Consider the following 26,782-nt stretch of genomic DNA (forward strand, 5'->3'; position numbering starts at 1 on the left):
CTTACAGTCGCTGTAAGAATTCTGTTCCTGTTTTCAGAACAAGAATGACGCATCAAGGGGGGAGAAGTATATGTTTTGTAAGAACATCGGATGGCAATGAAAAAATATGCCGGCCTGCATGGATGGCATCCTCGGCAATCAGAAGCTCTGTCAGCTTATCCATCGCTTTCCGGTAAGCCTGCTCTGTACCGCTGGCGGTGCTTCCCTCAAACATAACCGCCAGTTCTGATATGATACCCTCAAGTAGGTTTTTATATTTTTATGCCCTACTTGAGGGTATCATATCAGATATTCTGAAAAATTTTATAGGAAGGATCTATTATAAAATTGACATAGGAATGCGGTAGAGTATAATTACAATTGAATACACTGAAAAATGGAGGAATCACATGAAAGCACACAAATATTGGTCGTTAGGAGCATTTATTACCATGATTGGAACTGTTTATACAGGATATAAAGGCTTAAAATCAAGTCACAAATATTTTGCACTAAGCTCTCTGCTTTGTATGATAATGTCTATCTATACAGGACACAAAATGATTTCTGGCAGTAAAAAAACAAGAAAGAAAGCGGAAGCTACAGAAACGGAGGATTAAAAAATGTTGGAAACAGGAACAAAAGCCCCTGATTTTGAACTGCCGGATCAGAACGGAAACATGCATAAATTAAGTGATTATGCCGGAAAGAAAGTAATTTTATATTTTTACCCGAAAGATAATACAGCTGGCTGTACGAAACAGGCATGTGGCTTTTCAGATCGGTATCCTCAGTTTACAGAAAAAGGAGCTGTTATCCTTGGTGTTAGTAAGGATTCAGTAGCTTCTCATAAGAGATTTGAAGAAAAATACGGACTGGCATTTACCTTATTGGCAGATCCGGAGCGCAAAGTGATTGAGGCATATGACGTTTGGAAAGAAAAGAAGAATTATGGAAAAGTCTCTATGGGAGTAGTAAGGACGACCTATCTGATTGATGAGCATGGAATTATCATAAAGGCAAATGATAAAGTGAAAGCAGCAGATGATCCTGAAAATATGCTGAAGGAATTGGCGTGATGAAGATTATATTATCACCGGCAAAAAAGATGGTTACGGATACGGACAGCATAGCACCCGTAGGAATGCCGGATTTTCTTGATAAGACAACGAAGATACTGAGTTGGATGAAGAGCCTGGAAAAAGAGGAACTGAAAGCAATCTGGAAATGTAATGACAAGATTGCCAGGCAGAACTTTGACAGATTAGAAAATATGGATCTTTATCACATGCTTACTCCAGCTATTTTGTCTTATGAAGGAATTGCATTCCAGTATATGGCACCAGCAGTGTTTGAAGACGGACAGTTTGAGTATATCCAAAAGCATCTGAGAATTTTATCCGCATTTTATGGAAACTTAAAGCCACTGGACGGTGTGAAACCATATCGCCTGGAAATGCAGGCAAAGGTTACAATAGGAAATACCCGAAATTTATATGACTATTGGGGAGATCTGCTATATCAGTCCGTTATTGATGACAGCCGGATCATTATTAATCTGGCATCAAAAGAATATTCGAAATGCATAGAAAAATATCTGTCACCAAAAGATACGTATATAACGATTACATTTTGTGAATTATCCGGAGAAAAGCTGGTAACAAAAGGTACTTATGCAAAAATGGCCCGCGGCGAAATGGTCAGATTTATGGCAGAAAGAGGGATTGAAAATCCAGCTGATATACAAGAATTTAACAGACTGGGCTATAGGTTTAGAGAAGACTTGTCATCAGAGAAGGAATATATTTTTGAACGGTTGTCTGCACTGTAGTGTGGTATTGCATACTAATAAAACTACATAAAATCATAGCAGAATAATAAAACTGTAATCAGGCATTTTGAGAGAGGAAGCACTGATTGTTTTGAAAGAATACTTTGCTACTCACAAGAAAGGCTGATATACCTCCAGTTTGCAGAAAAAAATGCTGGACCGGAGAGTAAAAAATACGATAATTTATATAAATGGCCTATCATAAACCTAAAGCTGAAAAGAAGGATTGATAATTTTGAATGACCATAAAGCAACTTTTGATGTTGAAAGTAACTTTGAATATCGTAGACATACAATGTCTGGTTGAAAATTCGTGGATTCTCATTTTATGTCGTGGTAATTTTGTTACATATTGGTAAACTGTAAGTGGAAGAGAGGTAGAGACATGGACACAAAAAAGATCGGAGCTTTTTTAAAGCAATGTCGTAAGGAAAAGAATCTGACACAAGAGCAGCTTGCTGAGAAATTCAGAGTGTCTGCAAGAACAGTTTCCAGATGGGAAACAGGAACAAATATGCCAGATCTTAGCATACTTGTTGAGCTTGCTGAATATTACGATGTTGAAATGAGAGAGCTCCTGGATGGAGAAAGGAGCCAGGCTATGAATAAAGAGATGAGAGAAACTTTGGACAAAGTTGCAATGTATGAAGAATGGACAAAACGAAAAGCACTACAGGCTGGAAATCTTGCCTTTGCATCAATGTTTGTGATTGGTGTAATGGCAATTATTATTCAAATGTTATTGACAATAAATATTCGTTTTATTTTAGGAGAGACAGTAAGTGTTTTAGCCGGAGGAATCCTGTATGCAACTATTATGATATACAATGGAATATGGGATAAATGTTTGCCCCAAAATACTACTGTATGGAGGGATTTTCTTACCAGCGTATTATGTTCAGGAATTTTTGCTTTCCTCTATGGCGTATGCTTGTTAAGAATGGGAGCTACAGAAACACAGATAACACGATTAGCTTTTGAATTTTGGATCGGTATTACTATTGTCGCATTTATTATTCTTAGAATTCTGACATTTATCAATCGGAAAAAGAAACAAAATCCAACAAATACTCAAAATATAAAAGAAATTTCACCATTATCTAAGATGGAATATATCAAGATTTACAATGCACAAAATATAATAGAAACGGAACAACTCATGGAAATGTTAAGACAAAATGGAATAATGGCTTTTTCACAGGAGGCAAGTGCGAATGTTGCGATGCATGGGGCACCTGGCTTTGGAATATATGGAATGGATATATTCGTAAAAACTGATGATGCAGAAAATGCAGTAGAGCTGATTAAGGAGATTCGAAATCAAGAAAAGCAGTAGAAAATTGGTATTCTTGATAAAAAAAATTTGGATTCAGATGACAAAAAGAGAATGGCTAAAGCTGTTCTCTTTTTTCTATGCTATAATTCAAAAAAATATAAATTTTTTGAGACGCCCATCAAAAAAAGCCGACTTTATAATTGAGAACATTTTTGAGGAGGGGAATATCATAGACGATAAAAAAATCATAGAACTCTATTTTGAAAGAAACGAGCAGGCAATTAAGGAAACAGATATAAAATATGGAAAACTTTGTCATAAAATTGCCTATAATATCCTAAATAACCTCCAGGATTCGGAAGAGTGTGTGAATGACACATATTTAGGAGTGTGGAACAAAATTCCACCTACAAGGCCGGATAACTTTAAGGCTTATATTTCCAAAATTGTCAGAAGTATTTCCATAGATAAATTTAGAAAACAAAAAGCTAAAAAACGATCCGCTGATATGGTTATGGCATTGGATGAACTTGCAGATATACTGCCAGATGAAAGGTATGCTCCGAGCAGGAATGACGAAGAGATTGGAAAATCAATCAGTATTTTTCTTAATAAACAAAAAGAAGTGGTCCGGAGAGTGTTTCTTCTAAAATATTTTTAAAAAATATCCTGCTATTAAGTTTAATGGAAAACAGTTTACCGTAAAAAGCCAGAATCCAATCCACACAGATGCACTAGGGGATGAGATTGGCTCCTGTATAGCAGAAGGCCTTGATCCTGATACCGAAAAAAAATATACGGAAACATTTGAGGTGCGGAAGATTCATGGAATATCAGAAGAACTGATGATTGCTGCAGGGAATGAAGACGGATTTTATGTTTATGCAGCTGATGAAAGCACTGCTCCAGATACTTTAGGGAAGTTGCTGGAACTGTATGGTCTTTCTCAAAATATAGAGTTAAACTACGTGACAAAATGTGAAAATTATGAGGAAAAAGAGGAACTTTTGCTGGATAATGATGATGAGATCTGGCAGATCCTTGCGGGCCGCAGTGATGCAAAACTTGATAATACAAGTGATTTCTTTGAAAGAGAGAACCGTATTTATCTCGCTTTCACTGCAACCTCGGAAACGCTGGGTGTTTATAACCGGGTGATCTACATTTCTGAAGACGGCTATTTCGCAACCAATATTTTAGACTATGAATACAGCTATTTCATTGGAAAAGAAGCAGCAGGACAAATCATCCGTTACGTACAAAAGCATTCCACGGAAACAAAATCCAGCAGCAGTGCGCCAACCATATCCGGAACTGTCACGGAAATTGGAAATGGATATATGATAGTTGATAATACAGCTTTATGTAGGAACCCCAAAGCCGGAAAAGAATATAAGGTATATACAGATGACATAAGGGTAAAAAGATGGAGTGAAAGTGGGGAGATCAAGACAGGAGATCTTGTAGCGGTTGAATATGAAGGGAAAATTTCCGGCAGCTGCAAGATAACGGGAGCATATTCCATATTTACAGGAACGCTTGAAAAAAATGATATTCTAACTCAGTAATAATAAAAACAGGAAAAGGAAGGATACTGGCTTGAATGCGAAACGAATTTATTTGATAAAGATTGCCCCGGTTGTTTTATTGGCAGGCACTGCTTACTGGCTCCTGGGTTCTGATTTCTTTACATTTTTAACCTAGTGGGAGATGCTGTTTCTGTTGGGACTGGTATTTATGCCGGTAACATCCAGGATGTTTCGAGGATTTGATGATAATGGCTGGATGTTTTCCAAGGTACTGGCGGTTGCGGTATGCGGATATGCGCAATGGCTGCTGGCTTGTCTGAAGATCACTCCATTTACAGGAATCACCTGTGTGATCCTCACGGTTATCTGCTGCCTTGGAAGTCTTTTATATGGAATCAAATATAAGAACAGGTTCCCGGATTCACTTCCCTGGAAACAGGCAGCTCTGGTCTACCGGGAAGAGATTCTTTTGATGAATACAAAAACAGAGGGGAACACATTTACAAAGAAAATCGGTCAGACGGTCTATGTTGTCCGTTATCATTTTAATGAAGATTCAAAGGAAACAATGCAGGAGAAGATTAACCGGATGCTGGTTACAGAAGTAAGCCGAATGGCAATGTATTAAAATTAGGTGGATGTAATTGAAGAAAAAATATGATATCCTATAAGTAACAAAACAGAATTTAAGGAGGAGTCTGTAAATGAAATTATCAGATTTAGCAACAGGTTCTGATTGGATAGTGTGGATTGTCTTTGTGATATTTGCCGTACTTTCTATTATTTTACTTTCTGGACACGGAAGCTGGTTCATTTCTGGATATAATACAGCTTCAAAAGAAGAAAAGGAAAAATATGATGAAAAGAAGTTATGCAGAACAATGGGAATTGGAATGTCTATTATAGCAATTCTTGCATTAACTATGGGCTTGTTTGAAAATATTTTACCTGCATTTTTTGTATATATTGCATTGGGAATTATTTTGGTTGATGTCGTGGTAATTATCATTTTAGGAAACACGCTATGTAGAAAGTAACAATTTCCAGCTTGTATGTAAAAAACAGAAAAAATCGAGAATATATGAATAAATTTTGGGGGGATTACCGAGAAAATAGTATGAAAAAATGCAAATATTGTGGCAAAAAACTAAATGACAATTTTGAATTTTGTAATAGTAATTGTGAAAATTGTTATGAAAAGATGGTGGATAAAGACAACCATAAAATTAAGTATTTTATATTAGGCATTATTTTGGGATTCTTAGTTATGTTTTATGGCATTATTTCTAACAATAATGTCTTCATAATAGGAATTGGAATTATAGTAATGGGTATAGATGTTGTTTTATTGCCATTTACAACTCCCGAAACAATATATTTTCTAGGATATCAAAAGTCAAAATTTGCAGGAAGAATATCAGGTATATTGCTCATAGTAGTTGGAGTATGGATGTGTTTTATTCAATGATAGATTCCAGCCTGCAAAATTGAAAATAAATTGAAAGTCACGAAATCGGAGGAGTTAATGATTATGTGGAATGAATTAGGCATAAGCGGAGGAACTGCAATTGTTATTTTGATTGCGCTGTATTTCGTTATCAAATGGGCAGTGAAAAATGGAATCAAAGAAGCCTACAGTGCCATCACTGGAAAGAAAACGGATGAAGATGTCAGAAACGAAAAAGAACTGAAAGAACTCGGATTTGAGTCAGAAGATAAATAAAAGTTTTCAGGAGATGTTTTATGAAGAAAAAAGTACTTGCAATTATGTTAGTTACGGTATCAATAATGTTGATTTCGGCGTGCGGAAAAAAAGAAAAATTGTACGAAATTCCTGACCTGTCGCAGTATAAGACAGATTATGTAGGAGATTCTTCGAACGTTATAAATATTGTAAGTGGGCAAGAGTATCCGGAGGGATACTCATATGACAGTATAGAGATACAGTCTGAAACAGAGCCTTATGGATTAACCGTTTTTCTAAAAGATGAACCGTCTGCATCCAGGATTGAAGATGAATTGCAGGTTAATGCAGATATGACATTTGACTTGATTGGTAATTTGGAAACACTTGATTATAGAATTGCAGACAGCAAAGAAATCATTGCATCGTATGAACGGTAGAGCTATTGCTCTTCAACTTCAGGTTTGTAGAATTCAAAAAATTTAATATGAAATGTGAGATAGAGCGTATGGAAATAATCTATACGTTCTATTTTTTTTGCCTTTTTGAAAAAAGTGATTAAAAAACTATTGACATTTTATTACTGGAGGTGCGAAATGGACTATATGACATTGAAAGAGACCGCCGAAAAGTGGGGCGTGGCACCTCGTAGGGTAAATTATTATTGTGCTGGTGAGCGTGTCCCCGGCGCTGTGAAAATGGCCGGTGTTTGGCTGATACCAAGAGAAGCACAAAAACCACTCGATAAGAGATACAAAGGAAACAAGAAATAGTTTCTTGTGAGGTTTCTGTGACATTTGAATGCTACACTAAGAATGAAGGAGTGTGATACAATGCGAATTTTAGTAGTCGAGGATGACCGACTTTTGAATAATACCTTGTGCTATAACTTGGATGCTGCGGGCTATGTCGTGGACTCTGCATTGACAAAATCAGCAGCCAGTAATTTTCTAACTAAGCAGGACTATGACCTGATCGTGCTGGATGTAAACCTGCCAAATGGGAATGGCTTTGATTTCTGCGGTGAAGTAAAAGAGCGCCGGTCAGATACAGCGGTGATCTTCCTAACCGCAAATGATATGGAGAGTGATATGCTCAAAGGATATGAGCTGGGAGCTGAGGACTATGTGACCAAGCCTTTTCCCATGAGCGTCTTTCAAAAAAAGCTGTCCGTGGTATTGGGGTGGCTGGCGAAACAGAGTGGCGGAGATTGCTATGAGGATGGCGCACTATCCATCAATTTCTCAGAGATGACTGCTTCCCTGTCCGGTAAGCCGCTGGTGTTCACTCCGTTGGAATATCGGATGTTGAAAATCCTGACCAAAAATCCGCAGATTGTTTTGACTAGGCAGATGCTACTTGAAAAACTGTGGGATGCCGATGGAAACTTTGTGGATGAACACGCCCTGACCGCAGCCATCAGCCGGGTGAGAAACAAAATTGAAACGGAAGGCCGCCAGTACATTAAGACGGTGTACGGCATGGGCTATATGTGGATTGGAGGGACGCTGAAATGAATATACGAAAATTCTCCATCAACAAAGCCTGTATCCTTTTGGGAATACTCTTGCTGCTGGCAATTGGTGTGGTTTCTGCCGCTATTTATCTGCTGACCGAGAATATAACCGCTGTCGGGTATGTGTTCTTGTTCAGTGTCTTTGTGTTGCTTTGCGTCATCTGCTTTGTGACCCTGATCCGTCGGAAACTGGTCATGTTCTCCGATTCCTTTTGTGGTCAAATGGATGATATGCTCTCCGGGGATATTATGCAGCCGAAGCAGACGATTGAGGAAGAAAGCCTATTTTATAAAATCAACTACCGACTGGGGCGGTTGTACGAAGTCATGCAGGAAAATAAAAACAACATCGCAAAGGAACGAGCTGACCTGCAAGAGCTGATCTCTGATATTTCCCATCAAGTCAAGACCCCGATTGCCAACTTGAAGATAATCAACAACACGCTGCTTGAAAACGAGGTTCCTCCGCAGAAGCAAAAGGAATTTCTGACAGCCCAGGCTAGTCAGCTTGATAAGCTGGACTTTCTCATGCAGGCCATGATTAAAACTTCCCGCTTGGAAACTGGAGTCATTTCGTTGGATCAAAAACAGCAGCCGGTTTATGATACCCTTGCCACAGCCCTGGGCTGGATTTTGTTCAATGCTGAAAAGAAACAAATAGATGTACAGGTGGAATGTCCAGAGCATCTGGATGCGCGACACGATAGAAAATGGACAAGCGAAGCTCTGTTCAACATTCTGGATAACGCAGTGAAGTACACCCCGGCAGGCGGACAGATCCGTGTGTCTGTGGAAGGCTGGGAAATGTATGTAAAGATCAACATTGCCGACACCGGCATCGGCATCTCGGAGCAGCATCAGGGGACGATTTTCAAACGGTTTTACCGGGAAGATGCGGTACATGATGTGGAGGGGATTGGGATTGGTCTGTATCTGGCCCGTGAGATCATGACCTTGCAGGAAGGCTATATCCGGGTGGCATCAGAGATTGGGCAAGGCTCAACCTTTTCTGTTTTCCTGCTCCGAAAGTAGTACCGACATTCCCTCAAAATTGAAATGTCACAGACTTATGACATTTGGAACCGAATTTCTTATAAATTCTTTGTAGCTCGTGACATTTCTGTGAGGTTCGGTCTTTATGATAAAACCATCACAAAGAAAGGATGGTGTTCTATATGAGCATATTGCAGACAACAGATTTAAAAAAATATTACGGCACTGAGCCGAACATCACAAAAGCATTGGATGGCGTAACCCTCTCCATTGAGGAGGGAGAGTTTGTTGCCATCGTTGGTACTTCCGGCAGTGGTGATTATGTTAAAATAAGACTAAGTTAGCAGATTCCTTATAAAATAAGGGCTCACGCCAATTTAGTCTTTTTTCTATTATACCATAAAAGGTAGAAAATTCATAGACCGGGAATGAATTTTTCATAGTAAAAATCAAATGGCAGGGGCTCTTAAAGATAGAAACCTATTGCTACTGGTCCTGTCAAAATTATATCCATTCTCACAGGCGGTCAAGTTTGTGAAAAACCATTCGGTTACAATATATTGAAAAAAATATGTTAAGGACTAGGTTAGTTAAAAGATTCTGTTAGCTGGCTTAGTCCTTTTTTTCTTGGGAGGACAGAGCAATGATAAAGGTGATTATGATTGTTGGAATAATTTTTTTCCTCGTTTCGTTGTATGCGTGTCTGGTGGCAGGCAAAAGAGCAGATGAAGAAATAAGTGCTTTATTTGAAAAAGAAAAGAAGCAGGGGAGTGAGGAATAAACGTATGAATGGAGGTATTTATAGCACTGGAAATGAAATTGTAGATGAAAATGCAAAACTGAATATATCTGGAAATATCATTCCGCAGGTGTGGTATCGGACAATCATCAGAGAAAGTGGAAAGCCAAATCTAACAGCTATTATTATACTGGCAGATATTGTGTACTGGTATAAGCCTACAGAAATCAGAGATGAAGGAACCGGACAGGTCATTGGGGTAAGAAAGAAATTTAAGTCAGACCTTCTTCAGAGAAGTTACCAGCAGATCAGCGAACAGTTTGGGATTTCCAAAAAAGAAGCGACAAATGCAGTGGTATTTTTAGAGAAGCTGGGTGTGGTAAAACGGGTATTTAGAACCATTTCCATGAATGGGATTGTTGTAAATAATGTTCTGTATCTGGAATTGATCGTAGACCGGTTAAAAGAATTGACTTATCCAGAAGAAACAGGAGCAGATCCGGTTTCCTTTGAAAAAAGAAGAGAGAAATCCAAAGCAGAGAAAATCAGTTCCCATACAGCCATAGAGGAAGAGATACATTTTGTAGAAGAGAGGGCTGTCCCTTTCCAAAGGAAGAGGGTGTCACCATTCAAAGAGGGAGCATACCCCGACAGGGAAACAGAGCCCTGGATACCCAAAGAGGTACCTCAGACTGATAGCGGGCAGACAAATACAGAGATTACTACAAAGACTACAGCAGAAAGTACCCAAAAGAATACAACAGAAATAGGGAATGGGTATAGAGATAATCCTATCTTATCCTATCAGGCAGCAGAAGAACAGTTCAAAGATCAGATTGATTATGATGCGATATGGATAGACAGACCTTTTGACAGAAAACTGCTCAATGAGATTGTAGGGCTTGCAGTAGATGTTTTGACGTCCAATGCAAAGACCATAAGGGTAAATCAGGAAGAACGACCTCTTGGCATTGTACAGGGAATGTATAAAAAGCTGGATAAGTTTACCGTAGAGTATGTGATAGACTCAATTAAGCAGTGTACAAGGAAAGCCAATAATATCCGGGCAGTGCTGCTTACCGCTTTATACAATGCCACATTGACAGCAAACAGCTATATATCCAATCTGTTTGCTTATCAGGAAGCTATCCCTCAGACGTAAGGAGCGTGATAGAAAGTAACAAAATTAAGAAAATTCAGGACAGCTCATGGATATACACAGATAGAACTTGCGGCTGTCTTGGGTATCAGTCTTCGGACGTATCAGAGGATTGAATACGGACAGCAAAAGCCCAATGTCTATGTAGTTGTCCGACTTCAGCGGTTATTTCAAAAAGATATTAGTGAGATTATGGAGGAATATACAGAATGAGGGAAGAAAGGTTTCGTATTCAGTGCCCCAAACATTTTCTGGTTGGAGATTCAGGGCGTTTTGAAAAATCTCCACAGGGTAAGGATTCGGATTTTGTAGTAGATTATGCTCCACCGGAAATGTTTGAAGCCGGGATTGTCTTACAGGAGATGGGGACGGAGGGAGATACCTATTGCACAATGTATGTCTATTTTGCACCAGAGGAACACCTTCCGGTTTATATGGACAGCATGAAATACGACCTACAAAAAGTATCCATTCGGAAAATTTTTGTTGATACCGAGGAATACCTCATAAAAGTAAATGAGAAGACAAAAAAGTTTTATGCGGGTGAGGACGGTTGTTGGGGTTCCTATACGGAACTTTACCGGAAAGAGAATGGGGAACGTCTGACTGATGCAGTGATTGTTTTTCTGTGTATGCCAGATGAAATGAAGTTTCAGGAAATGGAAGCTGTGATGGGGGAACTGTTTGAAAAACTTCCTGTGATAGACAAAGAAAAGAAAGAAACAGGTCAAGAACCAAAGAGAACAAGATAAAATACAAACTATAACTTTCAGGAGGATAAGAACGTGGAAACTAAAATGATTATTGGAATTGATCATGGAAACCGTAACATGAAAACTGCAAATACGGTATTCTCAGCAGCAATCCAGCCTTTGCAGGCAAGGCCGGACAGCCTGGAGCACATTTTGGAATACCAGAACCAGTTTTATTATGTGGGAGGGAAAGTGCCGGAAAAGGAGTGTGTGGATAAGACAGAGAATGAAAATTATTATCTTCTTACCCTTGCAGCACTGGCGCAGGAAATGCGTTTCCGGGGATTGACAGACGCTTCCGTAAAAATGGGAGCTGCCCTGCCGCCCAGAAGATTTCAGCAGCAGAAAGAAAGTTTCAAGAAATATCTGTTAAAGACAAAGGAACTGCATTTCCGTTATGAAGGGGTACATTATCATGTGTCGTTGGAAAATGTGTTTGTTTTTATGCAGGGGCATGTGGTGATCCATACGCTTTTAGAAGCGGTTCCCGGTTATTGCCTTTTAGTAGATATTGGTGGAGGAACTACCGACCTGGTAGAGTTTGTTGACGGAATGCCGGACGGGAAGTATTCGATTTCAGATAAGGCAGCTTTGTACTGTATCGGAAAAGTCAATGAGGAAGCCATTGCCAAAACAGGGGCAGGGGTACCGGCATATATTACAGAAGCATTTATGAGGACAGGAAGCTATGACTGCCCGAAGCAGTATCAGGACGTCATAAAAAACTGTTTGAAGTCCTACGCAGAGGAAATTTATGGTATCATACAGGCAAACCATTATAATCTGGATCTGACCAAAATGGTGTTTATGGGCGGCGGTTCTTCCATTGTGGAGCATTTTGGAGCCAATGAGGGAAAAGATGTACAGTTTGTAACAGATATACATGCCAATGCAAGGGGCTGTGAAGAAGCAGTGAAAAGTATTATCCGGGCAAAACAGAGGAAAATGCGGACAGCATGATAGGAAGTGAAAACTTATGGATACGGAAAAAGTATATACAACTTCACTGCGGCTGTATAAAAGCAGACCGGTACATCATCAGGCTTATCGGTATCTGAAGGAGTATAACAAAGATATTTTCAAGACAAAAGACGACTTTATAGCAGAAGCAATCGTTTATTTTGCCAAGTATCTACAGCAGGAAGAAGAAGTACAGCAGATGAAACTATTAAATACCCTTCTGGAGAACCAGAAAGAACAATTTTGTAAAATCGTAAAAGAAGCGGTTTCAATGGCACAGGAAGAAGCCTTTGAGAAGCTAGGTGTGCTGGAAAAGGCAGTTCAGGGAGAACTTTCTGACGGTGGAGCGATAGCAGAGGACAGGGAAAAGGAAGAAGCCTGTATGGAAAAAGATTTACGGTTTGCGGAATTTTATGGGGCATTTGAAGAATAAGGAGGAAAAAGATATGGCAGTAGGAAGAAGTGTATGGGAAGTTGTAAAAGGGATTTTCATTGCAGTGGGGAAACTGCTGTATCTGACAGGGAAACTGGTAATATGTTTGTTTCTGCTGGTTCTGCAGCTTGTTTTGGCAGTGTTCCATGCAGGGAGCAGGGAATAGAAAGGGGATTGACAGGTGCATTGGATACGGGACAGACCGTATACAAATGATAGAAAAAAGAAGATAGAAAATGGAAAGCAGGCTTGTGTGGCCTGCTTTTTTTGACGAAAAAATGAAAAGGAGCAAAGCTATGATGAAAGGAAAAAAGAAAAGGCTGCTGGCTGGGACGCTGGCACTTCTTCTTAGTTGTTCTACGTTACTCAATACAGGGATCACCGCACTGGCTTCTGAACAGTCTGAGGAACATGCACAGATACAGGAAGTAAAACAGGAGGAGGCTGCTTCGGAAACATTACCGGAGTTGGAAGAGGTAAAGGAGCAACTGACAGAAGAAGAACTGGTGTATGCAGAGGACCTTACCATAAAAGCAGGAGAGCCCTTTGACCTGGAAACAGATTACAGGGGTTTTCAGAAAAATGATGAAAAAGTAAAGGTAACGTTTCTGAAAGCAGAAGGGGACTCCGGCAATTCTTTTGATTTCAATACCCCAGGTTCTTACCAGGCATTTTATTGTGTTGATCCGTTAAGCGGAAGCCCTTCCTATCAGATTATGAGAAGAATTGTGGTAGAAGCAAGGGAAAACAGCACACAGGAACCCCAGGGAGAAGTAAGCCAGCATACCGAAGATGACTCCGGTGAGGACGGTGAGGCGGACCCTGACCCGGAGATACCGGAGGTACTGACGGAAGAACCGGAAATGCCAGATGCAGGGGCAGAGTTGATTGATCTGACACCAAAAGAGGATAAGGGAATGTTCTTATCGGTTGTTCCGGCAGCAATGGAGCAGCAAAAAGGAAGCAATGTACATCTGGTACAGGGAGAAAAAATCCCATACCCTTCTAACGTGGGGAACTATTCTACTTCCTATTTCACTGTAAATGGCCATGTAGCATATTGTCTGGAGTCTATGAAGGCTTCCCCGCCGACCTCGGATTATGTAGCAAATGAATTTGAAAGCAACCCGGAATTGCAGAAAGTCCTTTATTATGGATATGGCGGTCCTGGGGACATTACCGGGGAGTATATGCCCTCTTTTGACTGGAAGACAAAGTATATTTTTACGCATTTAGCTGCCGCTTATTCTTATTGTGGCATGGACGGTTTTTATGGCTGTACCTTTGAAGATATTAAGGCAAGCGGTGTGTGGGGATATATCCAGCATATTTACAGCCTGGAAGCACCTCCGACAGCAGCAATCACGTTGTCCCCAAAGGAAGCAAAGGCTTATGAAAGTGGAAAGGAACAGCGTACCGGGGAGTTTACTTTAAAAGGTGACCATAGAAACTATATTACTTTAAAAATGCCAGAGAATGTGACTTATCACAGTGGAAGTACAAAACAGACAGGAACCGTAAAGATCAATGGGAATACCACATTCTATTTCAGCGCTCCCAAAACTGTAACGGGTACATGGAACAGCGGTAAGCTGAAAGGACAAATGGGAACCCAGTGGAAGACCTTAGTATTGTCTACGGGTTCTGGTTCCCAGGACATTGGGTATGGGGCATTTTTTGAAGAAGAAAGTGCTTCTGTGGAAATTACGGTGAAGTGGCTGGACCTGGCAAGGGTAAAGGTAACAAAAAAAGATAAGAACAGTAAAGTAAATCTGTCCGGCGCTGTTTTTGGTATTTATTCAGACAGTGCATGTAAAAATCTTCTTGTGCAGATGCCGGCCACAGACAGCAACGGTACTTCTGAGGTGGAGCTTCCGAAAACCCAGGATACGGTATATTTAAAAGAAATTTCTGTTCCAGAAGGATATAAGCTGAATACAGAGTCTTTTAATGTGAAGCTGGAAACAGGAAAAACAACTTCTGTTGCAGTGACGAATGAGGAACAGAAAGGAAAAATCACAATCCGTAAAAAAGGTAAGGTTCTGACTGGAGTAACCGGAGAAGAGGGGAACCTGACTTTTGTATATGGAAATGCGGACTTTGCAGGGGCAGAATATAACATTTATGCGGCAGAGGATATTTACAGCCAGGATAAAGTGACGAAGGTGCATAAAGCAGGGGATCTGGTAGAAAGTCTGACAACCGGGGAAGATGGAAGTGCTGTTTCCAAAGAATTGTATCTTGGAAAATATAAGGTTGTAGAACAGAAAGCACCGGAAAATCTGGTGATTGGAAAAACAGAACAGGAACGTACCCAGTTTGTAACCTTGTCCTATGCAGGACAGAATGTAGAGTTATCCCAGGGGGAAACCACTTTTACCAATGCAAGACCGGAGATTTCCGTAAATGTAGTGAAAAAATCGAAACATGATGACGTTACCCTGGAGGGTGCGACGTTTGGATTGTATGCAGAAGAAGACCTGACAGCGGCAGACGGAAAGGTTCTTGTAGAAAAGGGAAGCCTGGTGGAACGTGCTGTTTCCGACAGGGAAGGAATGGCTGTGTTCCATGCGGATATTCCTTTGAATTTCCATTACAGCGTAAAAGAAATCCAGGCACCGGATAAGTATTATATGACAGATGAGGTGTATCGTTTCTTCTATGAATATAAAGACGACAGCACCTACACATATACTTTTTCTCATGATTTTAAAAATGAGGAAGTACGGGGAGAAGTTCATGTAAGTAAGATTGATCAGGATTCCCAGGGATTTATTTCCCAGGGTGACGCAACCTTAGTAGGGGCAAAATACGGATTATATGCTGCAGAAGATATTGAACACCCCAATAAGAAAGATGGGATTGTCCATAAAAAAGGGGAACTTGTAGCGCAGGGTACGATTTCCAGTGAAGGAACTGTAGATTTCAAAAACCTGTATCTTGGAAATTATTTCGTGAAAGAAATAGAGCCGGCAGAAGGGTATCTGTTAGATGAAACAGAGTATCCCGTAGAGGTTTCGTATGAAGGACAGGAGGTACAGATTGTACACCGGGAAGTAACTGTAAAGGAAACTGTAAAGAAACAGGCCTTTCAGCTTATCAAGATCTCAGAAGACGGGGAGCAGACAGAAACAGAACTGGTAGAAGGAGCTGGATTTAAGGTATTCCTCATCAGTGAGCTGTCTGGTGTAAAAGATGGAAGTTTGAAGCCGGGAAATGGTTCTTATTATACCCCGGAAGATTTTATCACCTATGATTACAGCAAAGACGAAACCGCTTCTTATTGGGAGAATGGTAAAAAGATTACGGTACCAGAGCTGTTTACAGATAAGAAAGGATATTTAAAGAGTCCAGAACTTCCTTATGGAACCTATGTGGTGTTTGAGTCTACAGTTCCGGAAAATTTAAAAGGGATTCGTCCATTTATCGTACAGATTTCAGAAGACAGCCGGGAACCCCAGGTATGGCGTGTGTTTGATGACCGTCCTTTGCAGTATTACTTCAAGATTGTGAAAAAAGATGCCCAGACGCAGAAGCCGGTGCTGGATAACAGTGCAGCTTATAAGATTTATGATGTGGAAGCAGAAAAATATGTGGAAATGATCGTAAGATATCCGAAAAAAGAAGTGGTATCTGTGTTCAGGACCAACGAAGAGGGATACCTGATTACACCGGAGCAGTTAAAATGTGGCACTTACCGGATTGAAGAAGTGGAAGCGCCGGAAAATTATGTACAGGTAGGATTTGAAAATGCCCTCTTAAAAGACGGAAAGGAAGTTCCACTGAATGAAGTTGCAGACGGAGGCACATACCAGGAGGCAAAGAAAGCGCCGATCACTATTACCGTAAATTCTGATACTGTACACCAGGTAGAAGAGGAAACCGGTAAATTTATTGTTGTCATTGAACAGTATAATGATGAAGCAGTAGGAAGCCTTACAATCCATAAAAAGGGAGAAAAACTTTCTGGTGCTTCTAAAGTAGAAGAAAAGATCCTGACGAAGATGAAAAACGGTGTAGCAGGTTTCGTAAATCAGGTAAGCAGTTTCTTCACCGGGGAAGAAGTCATGGAAAAAGAGAAAGGTTATAAATTTGACTATGAAGAAGGGAATATGGAAGGTGCAGAATTTGCCATTCATGCAAAGAAAACCATTTATACCCCGGACGGACAGAAAGACGAAGCAGGAAACCGCATTGTAAAATATGAAAAAGATGCCCTGGTAGCCCGTATGGTAACAGATAAAGAAGGAAAGGCAGTCCTGAATAATCTTCCTATCGGAAAATACTATGTAGTGGAAGAAAAGGCAGGTCAGAACTGTGTGCTTGACCCGGAAGCAAAAGAATTTGAAATTGCATATAAGGGACAGGAAGTAGCAGTGGATTATGTAACAATGGAACTTACCAATCAGCGACAGAAAGTTTCCCTGAGTCTTCTGAAGAAAGACGCAGAAACCGGAAAACCGCTGGAAGGAGTGGTATTCGGGCTGTATGCGCAGGAGGATATCAAAAATGCTGCCGGGGAAGTAGTTGTAGAAAAAGATGCCTTGATTGAACTGGGAACAACAGATGAAGAGGGCAAGCTGGTATTTCAGGCAGATCTTCCTCATGGAAAATACTATATTCAGGAAGTAGAGCATAAGCCGGGATACCTGCCAAATGATGAGGTGTGTTCCTTTGATGCGTCTTATACAGACCAGACCCTTGAACTGCTCGCTTTTTCAGAAGAAATTTCTAATCAGCCTACTATTACGGAGTTTACGAAAGTAGATTTAACCGGTGGACAGGAAATTGAAGGGGCCAAAATGCAGATCCTGGATCAGGAAGGAAAAGTGGTAGAAGAGTGGGTGTCAAAAAAAGAAGCTCATGTAGTCTACGCACTGGCACCAGGGGAATATATACTGCATGAAGAGCAGGCGCCTACGGAACAGGGATATGTCCGGGCAGAAGATGTGAAATTTGTTGTGGAAGAAACAGGGGACGTACAAAAAGTGAAAATGGAGGACGACCATACAAAGGTTTCTATCTCTAAAACAGATATTACAGATGGTAAGGAGATTGAAGGGGCGAAGCTGCAGATCCTGGATCAGGACGGGGAAGTGGTAGAGTCCTGGACCACAGGAGAAGAACACCTGATTGAGTATCTTCCGGTAGGCACTTATACCCTGCACGAAGAGGCGGCAGTTGACGGATATATTGTGGCCAATGACGTGGAGTTTACAGTAGAAGAAACGGGAGAAATTCAGAAAGTGAAGATGGAAGATGAGCGTGCTATGGGACAACTGGTTATCGTAAAAACGGATACAGACAGTAAAGCAGCTTTAGAGGGAGTAGAATTTGTTCTGCTGGAAAAGGAAACCGGAAAAGAAGTAGGACGTTTGAAGACTGGAAAAGATGGAAAAGCAGTTTCAGAACTACTTCCAATTGGAACTTATGAAAATGGTGTTTTCAAAGAACCGATCACCTATGTGCTGAAAGAAACTGCCACCTTAAAGGGATATGAGAAGACGGAAGAAGAGTGGGAAATCGTATTTACCTATCAGAATGATAAAACACCAGTCATTGAAGTGGTAAAAGAGATCCAGAATAAAAAAATACCAGAAACACCAGGTACCGTAAAACCAGGACCAAAAACGGGTGATGATACAAACTGGTTCCTGCCTTTGCTGGCTCTTGGTGTAAGTGCAGGTATGGTAGCAGGCCTACTTTATTACAGAAAAAGACATAAAAAGGCATAGAAAATAAAAATCAGTTTTTAAACTTGGGAAAGGGCGGCTGCGGCTGTCCTTTCTTTGGCAATATGAGGTGAGAAGCATGGAAGAGAAAAAAAGAATACGGTTTATTGACAGCCATTATCATACCCTGTTCAGCATAGCAGACGGGGACTCCATAGAGATTGTATATCCAGATGGAAAAAGGGAAGAACGGGTTTGTACCTATATTGATGAATACCACACACAGGTAGGGGCAAGGGTGTTCCATATTTGTGAATTTGCAGAAATCATGGAAGCAAATGGAAAATCATATTGCCCGGCAGAATGCAAGGAAAAGGAAGAAAGAAAAGAGGCAGTCAAAGGGGAGAAGAAAACCGGAACTACCCGTATGGAAAGGAGCAGGCGTTGAGGATAGGGATTATAGATGCAGATCTTTTATACCGGAAAAGACACCGGTTTCCTAACTTGGCATGTATGAAACTTTCCGCTTATTGGAAGGAGCAGGGATTTGAAACAGAGCTTCTTTTGGATTATAGCCAGGCAGGGGAATATGACTGGCTCTATGTATCAAAAGTGTTTACGGATACCTTTGTGCCGGAACATATTTTGACGAGGGAAACAACCGTTTATGGAGGGACTGGATTTTTTTACGATAAAGCACCGGTACTTCCAGAAGCGATTGAACACCATACACCGGACTATCATTTGTATGACCAGATGGTAAAAGAACATAGCGAAGGAGAGAAAAAGAAGAAAGAGTTCCAATTTTATACGGAGTATTCCATTGGTTTCCTCACCAGGGGGTGTTTTCGGAAGTGCAGTTTCTGTGTAAACAAAAACAGCACCGGTGCAGCACCAGCAAGCCCATTGGAAGAATTTTATGACCCGTCCAGAAAGAAGTTATGCTTTTTGGACGATAACTTTTTTGCCTGTGCAGGGTGGGAAAAAATCTTTTCCAGTGTCCTGGAAACAGGCAGGCGGTTTCAATTCCGGCAGGGGCTGGATCTGAGGATTATGCAGAAAAGGCAGATGGAACTTCTGGCATCTGGAAAATTGGATAACGGTATGATTTTTGCCTTTGACCATATCAAAGATCAGGAACTTATTGTAAGAAAATTGGAACTTTTGCGGGAAGTGATCCCAGTTCCTTATCAGAAAATTAAGCTGTATGTACTGTGCGGCTATGACTGGGAAGGGACCTGGAAAGCAGATTTTTGGGCAAAGGATATTCGGGACGTTTTCATACGGATTGAGATTTTGATGCGGTATAAGTGTCTGACTTATTTGATGCGCTATGCCGCATGGGAACGGGCACCGGAAATTTATAAGGGAATGTATATCAACCTAAGTCGTTGGTGCAATCAGCCCGCCCAGTATTCAAAAAAGAGCCTGCGGGAATTTTGTACCGGACAGGGAGAGTATAGTTCCTGTTTCCGCTACCTGACTGCTTTTGAAGCTCTGCACCCGGAAATGGCACATTATCTGGATATGAAATATGAAGAGGTGCAGTATGGGAAAATTTACGGCTGAAGAAATTCAGATTGCAAAGGCAGTGGATTTAGTGGATTTGGCGGAGCAGATAGGGATTCCATTGAAAAGGAAAGGCAGGTTCTATCAGGCAGTGGGTATGGACTCTGTGATGATCTTCAACCGGTCTTCTTGGTGCCGGTTTAGCCAGGGGGTAGGTGGCAGCACCATTGACTTTCTGGAATATTTCAGAAACATGGATTTTGTGGAGGCAGTCAAATATCTGCTGGAGTTTGCCGGATATATCCGTACTGAAACCATGCAAAAATTTCAACCGGAAAGACAGGCTGAAAAAATAGAAGAAACAAAACAGAGAAAAGACATACCGAAAGAACCTTTTGTACTTCCTTCAAAATCAGAAACCAGCCGCCGGTTATATGGCTATCTGATAAAACAGCGGAAGCTGTCAAAGCAGATGATTGATTTTTGGGTAAAAAAGGGGATTTTGTATGAGAGCGGAACGTACCATAACCTGGTTTTTGTGGGAAAAGATACGGAAGGTATCCCACGTTTTGCCAGCCAGAGGGGAACCCTGGATAAATGTGGAAAACCCTTTAAAGGAGATGTTACGGGGAATGACAAAACTTATGGGGTTAATCTGGTAGACCAAAACAGTGATACGCTCTATGTATATGAGGCGGCCATTGATGCCATGTCCGATATGGAACTGCGGGAAGATTATCAGAACAATATCCTGGTACTTGGAATGCTTTCCGATGGTCCTTTGGAAAAGTTCTTAAAAGATTATTCTCATATCAGGAAGATACAGTTCTGTTTGGATAATGACCTGCCGGGAAGACAAGCGGCAAAAAAATTGGCAAGAAAATATACCCTTATGGAGTATGAGGTTTTTGTACGTCTTCCACCTATGGGAAAAGACTATAATGCTTTTTTGCAGTATAAAAAGGAAAACCAAGAGCTTTCCAGCCTGGTAGAAAAGGAAAGGCCGCTTCTTACTGAAACAAAAGGGACAAACATACAAAAGATAGAAAAAATGGTAGGACACAGGAACATAGTACCATACCAGATAGCACAGGCAAGATAGGAGGGTATTCTTTTGGAAAATAGCTATGATGAGGAATGTTTCAAAAAATGGGAGATCGACGAATGCGAAGCGGAGATGGAAAAAGTAGTGCAGTGGATAGGAAAGAGGAAACTGCATGGACGTGTACGGGTTGCGTTTATCGAAGAGAGCTATGAGCGGCAGGGATACCGCATGGGGATACCCAAGCAGGCGTATGTGTCCAGGGTGCTGGCAAACATCAGGAAAGAAGAGCGGTGAGAAAGAAATAACCAATTCGAAAGTTGGAGTGTTAGGAAAGGAGGTGGTGCAGACCAACAGAATTTTTGACAGAAGGATAAACTCTGGATACGGGAAGGGGTGATTCTATGATTGTAAGGTAATGCCAGATGGATATTTCGTTTGTAGCTGTGGATTTCTCATGAAGACTATAAAAAATTTAGGAGACAGGAGGAAATAAGTGAGTAATCCTAGGTAAAATGTGTAGCTACACCTCATGAAATATGAGGAATGAAATATAGTTTGGTGAATTTTTGTGAGTTTGATAAATATGCAGCAAAGAGTTATTGTGCGATTCATGGTACAAGTGAAACATTGAATCTGGGAGATATTACAAAAGTGGACGAAAGGGAGATTGAACCGTTTAACATGATCTGTGGCGGAAGCCCCTGTCAGGATTTTTCCCTGGCAGGCAAGCAGGCAGGCGCGGTTTGGAAATGCCGAAGCTGCGGGTATGAGTATAACCCTCTGCAGGTACATTATTCCAAAAGGGACGCCTGCGGCATGTGTGGTTCCCATGATATTGATAAAACACGTTCTTCCCTTCTGGTGGAGTGGCTCCGTATGATACGGGGTGTCAAACCAGTATGGGGAATTTACGAAAATGTAAAAAATATTGTAGGAAAAAAATTCCGGGATACCACATTCCGGTTGTTTGAAGAAGAACTGCATGAATACGGATACCACACCTATTGGAGTGTTCTTAATGCAAAGCATTATGGAATACCACAGAACAGGGAACGGGTATATCTGATTTTGATACAGAAGGAAATGGATAATGGAACATTCCAGTTTCCGGAACCGCTGGAGTCCTTCCAGTGCCTTATGGATATTCTGGAGGATACGGTAGAGGAAAAATACTACTTATCCCAGGAAAAAGTACGCCGCTTGATTGAAGATATGGAAGAGAGAAAAGCGCTTTTGTTTGAGCCGGACGAAAAAAGCCTGAAGGCTTTTCGGGAAAACCGGGTAAAGAGGGCCGGAAATATCAAAGGGGTGTTTGAACAGACTGGACGGGTTTATCTGCCAGACGGGTGCTGCCCTACGGTAACTGCCTGTGGTGGTGGCGGACAGCAGCCCAAAATTCTTCAAGTGGGAGATATTCATACCGGCTATGGTTCAAGCGGGGTTATTTATTCCCCTTTAGGAAGCAGCGGTGCGGTTTTAGCAGGGCATGACCAACCAAAGATTGTAGAAAAATGTCCAGGAGCAATCCGGGGCAGGTATGATCGGGAAGGCCGGATTGTGCAGACTTTGGAACTGGGAGAAAAAGAAGTCTGCCATACCCTTACTTCTGTGCAAAAAGATAATATCATTCTGGTACGTCAAAAGACACAGAAAGGTTATGAGGAATGTTTGGAAAATGGTGTTGTAAATCTTAGTTATCCGTCTGTGGAAAAACGGGGAAGGGTACAGGAGCATGGGGAACTCTGCCCTACGCTTACGACATCAAATGGAATACACCGCTTAGAGTCTTTGTTCCGTATCCGGAGGCTGACACCTTTAGAATGCTTCCGGCTTATGGGCTTTTCCGATGCGGATTTTTGGAAAGCAAAAGAAGCAGGCATAAGCAACAGCCAGCTTTACAAACAGGCAGGAAATTCCATTGTTGTTGATGTGCTGTACTATATTTTTCTGGAACTATACAAAGCCATGCCATATCTGTTTGAGGATATCCGGCTTTCTTCCTTTTTCAGTGGGATTGGAGCTTTTGAAAAGGCATTGGAGCGTTTGGAAGAACAGGTAAACCAATAATTTCATAAGAGAAACCCAAAGCGGCAAATGGTCCATAGAGAGTCTTCCCATACTTGTTGGAAAGAGAGAAATTGCGGAAGAAGAAGCAGCCAGCAGGGAGTCTGTGCAAAAGCGTTGATAGCAGAATGGAAGAACTGCTGTCACATCAGACACAGGAGGCTGGCAGATTTGCTAACAGAACTGGGGGTTTGTTAGCAGAAATAGAAGTAGGAAGTAGAAAAACCGATAGCAGATGTTTAGAACTGCTATCGGTTTTTCCCTATATGGAACGCAGGTCTGCTATCAGTATCTGCGTTTTGCTATCTATTTTATCCGGGGTATTAGGGGGTGCCCCCTAACAAGATGGGATTTTGTACGGTAAAATCCGTATCTTGCAGAGGACTGGCATAGCCAGTCCGGACGCCGGGAAGTTATACAGTGACCGATAGCAGGTCTTAGGAGTTGACAGCAGATAGCGTTGAAGTAGAAATCGGTAGATGAAATCTGTGATAAAGATAAGGAAAGGGGGAGCATGAAAAAAGAAACAATGAAATGTAGAAAAGAAATCCGGCTGTATCGGTGGGAGCTGGAAGAGTTACAAAAACAGGCAGAAAAGATGGGGCTTTCTGATTCCCAGTATCTTCGTATGCTGATTACCAACCGCCCCAGGGATTACCCGGAAATCCGCAAGGAACTGGAACGCATGAACCAGGAAATCAACCGGATTGGTGTAAACATCAACCAGATTACCCATAACAATAACAGCGCCCTTTATTCCAGGGAAGATAAACACCGTCTGTATGTGTTTTTGAAGCAGATAAAAACACTGGTAAGCCAGGTGCAGGAAAGGCTGTAGGTTATGGCAATTACAAAGTGCCTGCACATGAAACAGGCAAAAACGGGTTATCCGGCAAAACATCTGGCAAACGGTCTTCGCTATATTATGAACCCGGAGAAAACAGAACATGGCCGCTATGTCTGTGGACATAACTGTATTCCTGAACAGGCATTATCCCAGATGGTAGATACTAAACGTCATTTTGGAAAGCTGGATAAAAGGCAGGGCTACCATTTCATTCTTTCGTTTGAGGAAGATGAGGTTTCGGAAGAAGAAGCCTTCCAAGTGGTAGGAGAGTTTGTGGCAGAATTTCTTGGGAAGGATTTTGAAGCGGTTTATGCAGTCCATAATGATACGGACCATATTCATGGGCACATTATTTTTAATTCAGTACGCTGTACTACGGGATATAAATACGATTATAAAAACGGGGATTGGGAAAACAGTATCCAGCCTCTGACCAACCGGATATGCAGGGAGCATGGTTTATCTGTGCTGGAGCTGGAAGAAGTAAAGGAAAAACGCAAACAAAAAGGACAGGAAGAAAAATCTCTTTCTGAACGGGACAGGCGGATCAGAAGAGATGTGGACCAGGCATTACGGGACGCAGGTTCTTATGAGGAATTTCTTGAAAATCTTTCCAGCATGGGATATGAGTTGCGGGGGAGAAAGCGCCTTTCTGTTCGGGAACCCGGAGCAGGAAGGGCAAGGCGGCTTGACCAGCTAGGGGAAGAATATACAGAGGAAAGGCTTCGGCAGCGTTTTGGACGCCTTCCAGTCCCGGAAATGACCGGAGAGGAGATACCGGTAGAATGGACGTATGTGTTTATCCCATACCGGGAGCGGCATTTGACCAGATACCAGAAGGAATGTTTTCTTCGCAGGTACCGGCAGGGGAAACCAATGGCAGACTCTAAAACCTGGAAATACAGGGCAGCAATCCATGAATTGAAAAAATTGCAGGAGGAATTTGATTTTCTGGCAGCTTATCGCATACAGGATAAGGCGCAGTTGAAAGCCATTTCTGATGCAACAAAGGAACAGCTTTGGGAAAACAGCAGGGCAAGAAAGCAGCTACGAAAAGAAATGGTTCCTTATGAGGAAATGCTTCTGCTTCTCAATAAGCTGCAGGAAAAACAGATGGAAGCAAAACTTTATCAGGAAGGGTATCAGGAATTTTTTCAAGACCACCAGACATACCAAAACCTTCTTGGGCAGTTAAAAGAAATGGGATATTCCTTGTCTGAGGCAGAACAGACAGACGCTTATTTCTTTGAGAAAGAGGAGCGTTTGCGGATTGAACGGAAAAAAATCTTAAAAGAAAAAAGGATTGCAGAGCGTCTGCATGAAAAAGCAGAAGAAAAAGAAAAGTTGGAAGCACAGCAGAAGGAAAAGAATAGGAAACCGTCTGCGAGGGGCAGAGGAAAAGGAGGGTAAATGACAGTAGAAGGACAACGGTATCTGGAAGAATGCCGGAAAGTTTTAAAAGAAGAACAGATGGACGCAGTTTCTATGGGGCTGGATTTTGGTCTTCCTGTTTCGGATATCCAGAAGGTAGTTAAGAGTAACCAGGAAGCCCCGGTGATGAAAGCAATCATCATAGGGCTTATGGAAGGGATTGGGGAAATCGACTTTTTATGTGAAGGAAATTATAACCAGTTCCAGGTACGGGAAATCGTAGAGGGCTTAAAAAACGGGCTGGATCTGGAAGAGGTGAAAACCTATGCCGGAAATGAACTGCCGGCCAGCCGTATGCGGACCATGCGGATACAACTGGAAGAGTCAAAGGCAAAAAAAGAAGTTCCGAAAGATGAAGAAATGCGTTCTTATATGAAAAATCTTATGGGGATCATGGAACAATCCATTCAGCAGTTTCGGGAAAGCAATGACCGTTTTACAGCCTTGTCCTCTCTGGTAAAGGAGCATGTTGTTGAAGAGAAAAACCAGGAGATTAAAGACCTGTATGAGAACCTGCAATATAAAGATAAAAACATACAGGAATTAAAAGAAAAGCTGGCAAAGAAAGAGCAGGAAATTCAGGATCTGAAAAAAGAAGCAGAAAAATACAGGGAAAAAACAGAAGCTGCTTCCAGGGAAACAAAAGTGGTATTGGAAGAAAAAAGCATACAAACAGCGGAAGGGCTACAAAAAAGTAAGCACCGGCTGCTTGGGATTGCCATGCTTGGGAAAAAAGTACCCAAAAGTGTTGTGGAGAAAATTCTGGAATATAACCTGTCCGCAGAACAGTTGGAAGAAATCCGCCAGTGCGTAGAAAGTGGGCTGGCAGATGCAGAAATTCTTCAGGTGATGGAGAACAGCCCTTCACCAGAGAGAATGAAAAAAATGCGGGAAATTATCCTTTTGATGCGGAAACGGAAGGCGGGTGTGTAAATGGCAGAACTTGAACATGTGGTAAAAACATTTTCCCTTTTGGAAACTGCCGAAAAGGAACAGCCCTTTCTTACCAGGGAGCAGAAACAGGATTTGTACCGTATTGCTTTTCATAAGGAGTCTATGGAAGAGGTAGAAAAAATTATTTTGCAGTTACAGGCGCCTCATGCAGGAAAGGAAGAAAAAGAGCGTATTCTTTATCATTACCTTGAACCGTTTTTTCAGGTTCCGGAAAATATTTTGCAGATTGAGAATTATATTTTTCAGCTTCAGTATATGACCTATGAAAAGGAAAAAGCAAACCACATGCTGGAGGCTCTCTTAAAACAGGAAAATATCCAGTATGACCTGGAAGCCATGCTTACAGAAGGAAAAATAAAGGCGGCTGTTCCAGTAAAAAAGGACAGGGCAATGGGATAGGAGGGAGAGC

At 41.3% G+C, this 26,782-nt stretch carries 31 protein-coding genes and 2 pseudogenes; 32 read left to right on the forward strand and 1 reads right to left on the reverse strand.

Going from position 1 to position 26,782, the window contains the following annotated elements:
- Nucleotides 1-52 precede the first annotated feature (52 nt).
- Nucleotides 53-214, reverse strand: a complete 162-nt coding sequence (locus I2D69_RS12475; protein WP_173719094.1) for a hypothetical protein — start codon at nt 212-214, stop codon at nt 53-55.
- Nucleotides 215-389: 175 nt separating this feature from the next.
- On the opposite strand from I2D69_RS12475, the gene I2D69_RS12480 reads away from it, so the two are divergent.
- From I2D69_RS12480 to I2D69_RS12635, 32 genes and pseudogenes are all read left to right on the forward strand, one after another.
- Nucleotides 390-599, forward strand: coding sequence for a DUF6219 family protein (locus tag I2D69_RS12480; protein WP_148462673.1), 210 nt, complete (start codon nt 390-392; stop codon nt 597-599).
- 3 nt (nt 600-602) lie between these two features.
- Nucleotides 603-1,058, forward strand: a complete 456-nt coding sequence (gene bcp, locus I2D69_RS12485; protein WP_148462672.1) for a thioredoxin-dependent thiol peroxidase — start codon at nt 603-605, stop codon at nt 1,056-1,058.
- The gene (gene yaaA, locus I2D69_RS12490) at nt 1,058-1,810 is read left to right on the forward strand and encodes a peroxide stress protein YaaA (RefSeq protein ID WP_173719093.1); all 753 of its coding nucleotides are present in this window, start codon (nt 1,058-1,060) and stop codon (nt 1,808-1,810) included. The genes bcp and yaaA overlap by 1 nt, the downstream gene beginning before the upstream one ends.
- 385 nt (nt 1,811-2,195) lie before the next feature.
- A complete protein-coding gene (locus I2D69_RS12495; RefSeq protein WP_173719092.1) occupies nt 2,196-3,146 on the forward strand; it encodes a helix-turn-helix domain-containing protein in 951 nt (316 codons plus the stop codon).
- 37 nt (nt 3,147-3,183) lie between these two features.
- Nucleotides 3,184-3,747, forward strand: a complete 564-nt coding sequence (locus tag I2D69_RS12500; RefSeq protein WP_195379979.1) for an RNA polymerase sigma factor — start codon at nt 3,184-3,186, stop codon at nt 3,745-3,747.
- Between the two features lie 151 nt (nt 3,748-3,898).
- Nucleotides 3,899-4,654, forward strand: coding sequence for a hypothetical protein (locus I2D69_RS12505; protein ID WP_195379980.1), 756 nt, complete (start codon nt 3,899-3,901; stop codon nt 4,652-4,654).
- 154 nt (nt 4,655-4,808) lie between these two features.
- Complete coding sequence (locus tag I2D69_RS20185) at nt 4,809-5,243, forward strand: transposon-encoded TnpW family protein (RefSeq protein ID WP_227199063.1); 435 nt, start codon at nt 4,809-4,811, stop codon at nt 5,241-5,243.
- 76 nt (nt 5,244-5,319) lie between these two features.
- Nucleotides 5,320-5,652, forward strand: a complete 333-nt coding sequence (locus I2D69_RS12515; protein ID WP_117854480.1) for a DUF3784 domain-containing protein — start codon at nt 5,320-5,322, stop codon at nt 5,650-5,652.
- A gap of 44 nt (nt 5,653-5,696) precedes the next feature.
- Entirely contained in the window at nt 5,697-6,083 is a 387-nt protein-coding gene (locus I2D69_RS12520; RefSeq protein ID WP_227199062.1) for a hypothetical protein, read from the forward strand.
- Between the two features lie 63 nt (nt 6,084-6,146).
- Nucleotides 6,147-6,338, forward strand: a complete 192-nt coding sequence (locus tag I2D69_RS12525) for a DUF6019 family protein (protein ID WP_173719090.1) — start codon at nt 6,147-6,149, stop codon at nt 6,336-6,338.
- Nucleotides 6,339-6,358: 20 nt separating this feature from the next.
- Complete coding sequence (locus I2D69_RS12530; protein ID WP_117854485.1) at nt 6,359-6,739, forward strand: DUF4825 domain-containing protein; 381 nt, start codon at nt 6,359-6,361, stop codon at nt 6,737-6,739.
- Nucleotides 6,740-6,895: 156 nt separating this feature from the next.
- Nucleotides 6,896-7,072 carry a helix-turn-helix domain-containing protein gene (locus tag I2D69_RS12535; RefSeq protein WP_117854488.1) on the forward strand — a complete coding sequence of 59 codons (177 nt, stop codon included), beginning with the start codon at nt 6,896-6,898 and terminating at the stop codon, nt 7,070-7,072.
- Between the two features lie 60 nt (nt 7,073-7,132).
- A complete protein-coding gene (locus I2D69_RS12540; RefSeq protein WP_173719089.1) occupies nt 7,133-7,816 on the forward strand; it encodes a response regulator transcription factor in 684 nt (227 codons plus the stop codon).
- A complete protein-coding gene (locus tag I2D69_RS12545) occupies nt 7,813-8,847 on the forward strand; it encodes a HAMP domain-containing sensor histidine kinase (RefSeq protein WP_173719088.1) in 1,035 nt (344 codons plus the stop codon). Before I2D69_RS12540 ends, I2D69_RS12545 begins: the two co-directional genes overlap by 4 nt.
- Before the next feature lie 143 nt (nt 8,848-8,990).
- Nucleotides 8,991-9,125, forward strand: a pseudogene (locus I2D69_RS12550) (ABC transporter ATP-binding protein); the annotation flags it as partial.
- Nucleotides 9,126-9,451: 326 nt separating this feature from the next.
- Nucleotides 9,452-9,589, forward strand: a complete 138-nt coding sequence (locus I2D69_RS12555) for a hypothetical protein (protein ID WP_155512674.1) — start codon at nt 9,452-9,454, stop codon at nt 9,587-9,589.
- A gap of 4 nt (nt 9,590-9,593) precedes the next feature.
- Nucleotides 9,594-10,709, forward strand: coding sequence for a DUF6017 domain-containing protein (locus I2D69_RS12560; RefSeq protein ID WP_055056112.1), 1,116 nt, complete (start codon nt 9,594-9,596; stop codon nt 10,707-10,709).
- 33 nt (nt 10,710-10,742) lie between these two features.
- A pseudogene (locus I2D69_RS12565) lies at nt 10,743-10,919 on the forward strand (helix-turn-helix transcriptional regulator); the annotation flags it as partial.
- Nucleotides 10,916-11,458 (forward strand): hypothetical protein, encoded by a 543-nt coding sequence (locus I2D69_RS12570; RefSeq protein WP_117689839.1) that lies wholly within the window; start codon nt 10,916-10,918, stop codon nt 11,456-11,458. The pseudogene I2D69_RS12565 and the gene I2D69_RS12570, both read left to right, overlap by 4 nt.
- Before the next feature lie 33 nt (nt 11,459-11,491).
- Nucleotides 11,492-12,418: a ParM/StbA family protein gene (locus I2D69_RS12575; RefSeq protein WP_117688059.1), complete on the forward strand. Its 927-nt coding sequence runs from the start codon at nt 11,492-11,494 to the stop codon at nt 12,416-12,418.
- 16 nt (nt 12,419-12,434) lie between these two features.
- Nucleotides 12,435-12,851: a hypothetical protein gene (locus tag I2D69_RS12580; protein WP_117688060.1), complete on the forward strand. Its 417-nt coding sequence runs from the start codon at nt 12,435-12,437 to the stop codon at nt 12,849-12,851.
- A gap of 13 nt (nt 12,852-12,864) precedes the next feature.
- Nucleotides 12,865-13,017, forward strand: coding sequence for a hypothetical protein (locus I2D69_RS12585; RefSeq protein WP_155512673.1), 153 nt, complete (start codon nt 12,865-12,867; stop codon nt 13,015-13,017).
- Between the two features lie 130 nt (nt 13,018-13,147).
- Nucleotides 13,148-18,586, forward strand: coding sequence for a SpaA isopeptide-forming pilin-related protein (locus I2D69_RS12590; RefSeq protein WP_195379981.1), 5,439 nt, complete (start codon nt 13,148-13,150; stop codon nt 18,584-18,586).
- Between the two features lie 76 nt (nt 18,587-18,662).
- On the forward strand, nt 18,663-18,971 hold the full coding sequence (locus I2D69_RS12595) for a hypothetical protein (RefSeq protein WP_116441961.1): 309 nt from the start codon (nt 18,663-18,665) through the stop codon (nt 18,969-18,971).
- Entirely contained in the window at nt 18,968-20,092 is a 1,125-nt protein-coding gene (locus I2D69_RS12600) for a hypothetical protein (protein ID WP_117854498.1), read from the forward strand. Before I2D69_RS12595 ends, I2D69_RS12600 begins: the two co-directional genes overlap by 4 nt.
- Nucleotides 20,073-21,134, forward strand: coding sequence for a DUF3991 domain-containing protein (locus tag I2D69_RS12605; RefSeq protein WP_195379982.1), 1,062 nt, complete (start codon nt 20,073-20,075; stop codon nt 21,132-21,134). The genes I2D69_RS12600 and I2D69_RS12605 overlap by 20 nt, the downstream gene beginning before the upstream one ends.
- A 12-nt stretch (nt 21,135-21,146) precedes the next feature.
- Nucleotides 21,147-21,371, forward strand: a complete 225-nt coding sequence (locus I2D69_RS12610; RefSeq protein WP_025577443.1) for a hypothetical protein — start codon at nt 21,147-21,149, stop codon at nt 21,369-21,371.
- Between the two features lie 249 nt (nt 21,372-21,620).
- On the forward strand, nt 21,621-23,144 hold the full coding sequence (gene dcm, locus I2D69_RS12615) for a DNA (cytosine-5-)-methyltransferase (RefSeq protein ID WP_117688064.1): 1,524 nt from the start codon (nt 21,621-21,623) through the stop codon (nt 23,142-23,144).
- A 511-nt stretch (nt 23,145-23,655) separates the two neighbouring features.
- Nucleotides 23,656-23,979: a plasmid mobilization relaxosome protein MobC gene (mobC, locus tag I2D69_RS12620; protein WP_072448023.1), complete on the forward strand. Its 324-nt coding sequence runs from the start codon at nt 23,656-23,658 to the stop codon at nt 23,977-23,979.
- A 3-nt stretch (nt 23,980-23,982) separates the two neighbouring features.
- Nucleotides 23,983-25,398 (forward strand): relaxase/mobilization nuclease domain-containing protein, encoded by a 1,416-nt coding sequence (locus tag I2D69_RS12625; RefSeq protein ID WP_195379983.1) that lies wholly within the window; start codon nt 23,983-23,985, stop codon nt 25,396-25,398.
- On the forward strand, nt 25,399-26,352 hold the full coding sequence (locus I2D69_RS12630) for a hypothetical protein (protein ID WP_116441969.1): 954 nt from the start codon (nt 25,399-25,401) through the stop codon (nt 26,350-26,352). It begins immediately after the preceding gene.
- Nucleotides 26,353-26,772 (forward strand): hypothetical protein, encoded by a 420-nt coding sequence (locus tag I2D69_RS12635; protein WP_117854510.1) that lies wholly within the window; start codon nt 26,353-26,355, stop codon nt 26,770-26,772.
- Nucleotides 26,773-26,782 lie beyond the last annotated feature (10 nt).

Source organism: Ruminococcus sp. D54t1_190329_F1 (assembly GCF_015551645.1).
Lineage (GTDB): Bacteria > Bacillota > Clostridia > Lachnospirales > Lachnospiraceae > Blautia_A > Blautia_A faecis.

Excerpts from the sequence above, each read along its gene's own strand:
- I2D69_RS12475 (WP_173719094.1), bottom strand. The coding sequence starts at position 214 with ATGTTTGAGGGAAGCACCGCCAGCGGTACAGAGCAGGCTTACCGGAAA.
- I2D69_RS12480 (WP_148462673.1), top strand. The coding sequence starts at position 390 with ATGAAAGCACACAAATATTGGTCGTTAGGAGCATTTATTACCATGATT.
- bcp (WP_148462672.1), top strand. The coding sequence starts at position 603 with ATGTTGGAAACAGGAACAAAAGCCCCTGATTTTGAACTGCCGGATCAG.
- yaaA (WP_173719093.1), top strand. The coding sequence starts at position 1,058 with ATGAAGATTATATTATCACCGGCAAAAAAGATGGTTACGGATACGGAC.
- I2D69_RS12495 (WP_173719092.1), top strand. The coding sequence starts at position 2,196 with ATGGACACAAAAAAGATCGGAGCTTTTTTAAAGCAATGTCGTAAGGAA.
- I2D69_RS12500 (WP_195379979.1), top strand. The coding sequence starts at position 3,184 with ATGACAAAAAGAGAATGGCTAAAGCTGTTCTCTTTTTTCTATGCTATA.
- I2D69_RS12515 (WP_117854480.1), top strand. The coding sequence starts at position 5,320 with ATGAAATTATCAGATTTAGCAACAGGTTCTGATTGGATAGTGTGGATT.
- I2D69_RS12520 (WP_227199062.1), top strand. The coding sequence starts at position 5,697 with ATGAATAAATTTTGGGGGGATTACCGAGAAAATAGTATGAAAAAATGC.
- I2D69_RS12525 (WP_173719090.1), top strand. The coding sequence starts at position 6,147 with ATGTGGAATGAATTAGGCATAAGCGGAGGAACTGCAATTGTTATTTTG.
- I2D69_RS12530 (WP_117854485.1), top strand. The coding sequence starts at position 6,359 with ATGAAGAAAAAAGTACTTGCAATTATGTTAGTTACGGTATCAATAATG.
- I2D69_RS12535 (WP_117854488.1), top strand. The coding sequence starts at position 6,896 with ATGGACTATATGACATTGAAAGAGACCGCCGAAAAGTGGGGCGTGGCA.
- I2D69_RS12540 (WP_173719089.1), top strand. The coding sequence starts at position 7,133 with ATGCGAATTTTAGTAGTCGAGGATGACCGACTTTTGAATAATACCTTG.
- I2D69_RS12545 (WP_173719088.1), top strand. The coding sequence starts at position 7,813 with ATGAATATACGAAAATTCTCCATCAACAAAGCCTGTATCCTTTTGGGA.
- I2D69_RS12555 (WP_155512674.1), top strand. The coding sequence starts at position 9,452 with ATGATAAAGGTGATTATGATTGTTGGAATAATTTTTTTCCTCGTTTCG.
- I2D69_RS12560 (WP_055056112.1), top strand. The coding sequence starts at position 9,594 with ATGAATGGAGGTATTTATAGCACTGGAAATGAAATTGTAGATGAAAAT.
- I2D69_RS12570 (WP_117689839.1), top strand. The coding sequence starts at position 10,916 with ATGAGGGAAGAAAGGTTTCGTATTCAGTGCCCCAAACATTTTCTGGTT.
- I2D69_RS12580 (WP_117688060.1), top strand. The coding sequence starts at position 12,435 with ATGGATACGGAAAAAGTATATACAACTTCACTGCGGCTGTATAAAAGC.
- I2D69_RS12585 (WP_155512673.1), top strand. The coding sequence starts at position 12,865 with ATGGCAGTAGGAAGAAGTGTATGGGAAGTTGTAAAAGGGATTTTCATT.
- I2D69_RS12590 (WP_195379981.1), top strand. The coding sequence starts at position 13,148 with ATGATGAAAGGAAAAAAGAAAAGGCTGCTGGCTGGGACGCTGGCACTT.
- I2D69_RS12595 (WP_116441961.1), top strand. The coding sequence starts at position 18,663 with ATGGAAGAGAAAAAAAGAATACGGTTTATTGACAGCCATTATCATACC.
- I2D69_RS12605 (WP_195379982.1), top strand. The coding sequence starts at position 20,073 with ATGGGAAAATTTACGGCTGAAGAAATTCAGATTGCAAAGGCAGTGGAT.
- dcm (WP_117688064.1), top strand. The coding sequence starts at position 21,621 with ATGAAATATAGTTTGGTGAATTTTTGTGAGTTTGATAAATATGCAGCA.
- mobC (WP_072448023.1), top strand. The coding sequence starts at position 23,656 with ATGAAAAAAGAAACAATGAAATGTAGAAAAGAAATCCGGCTGTATCGG.
- I2D69_RS12625 (WP_195379983.1), top strand. The coding sequence starts at position 23,983 with ATGGCAATTACAAAGTGCCTGCACATGAAACAGGCAAAAACGGGTTAT.
- I2D69_RS12630 (WP_116441969.1), top strand. The coding sequence starts at position 25,399 with ATGACAGTAGAAGGACAACGGTATCTGGAAGAATGCCGGAAAGTTTTA.
- I2D69_RS12635 (WP_117854510.1), top strand. The coding sequence starts at position 26,353 with ATGGCAGAACTTGAACATGTGGTAAAAACATTTTCCCTTTTGGAAACT.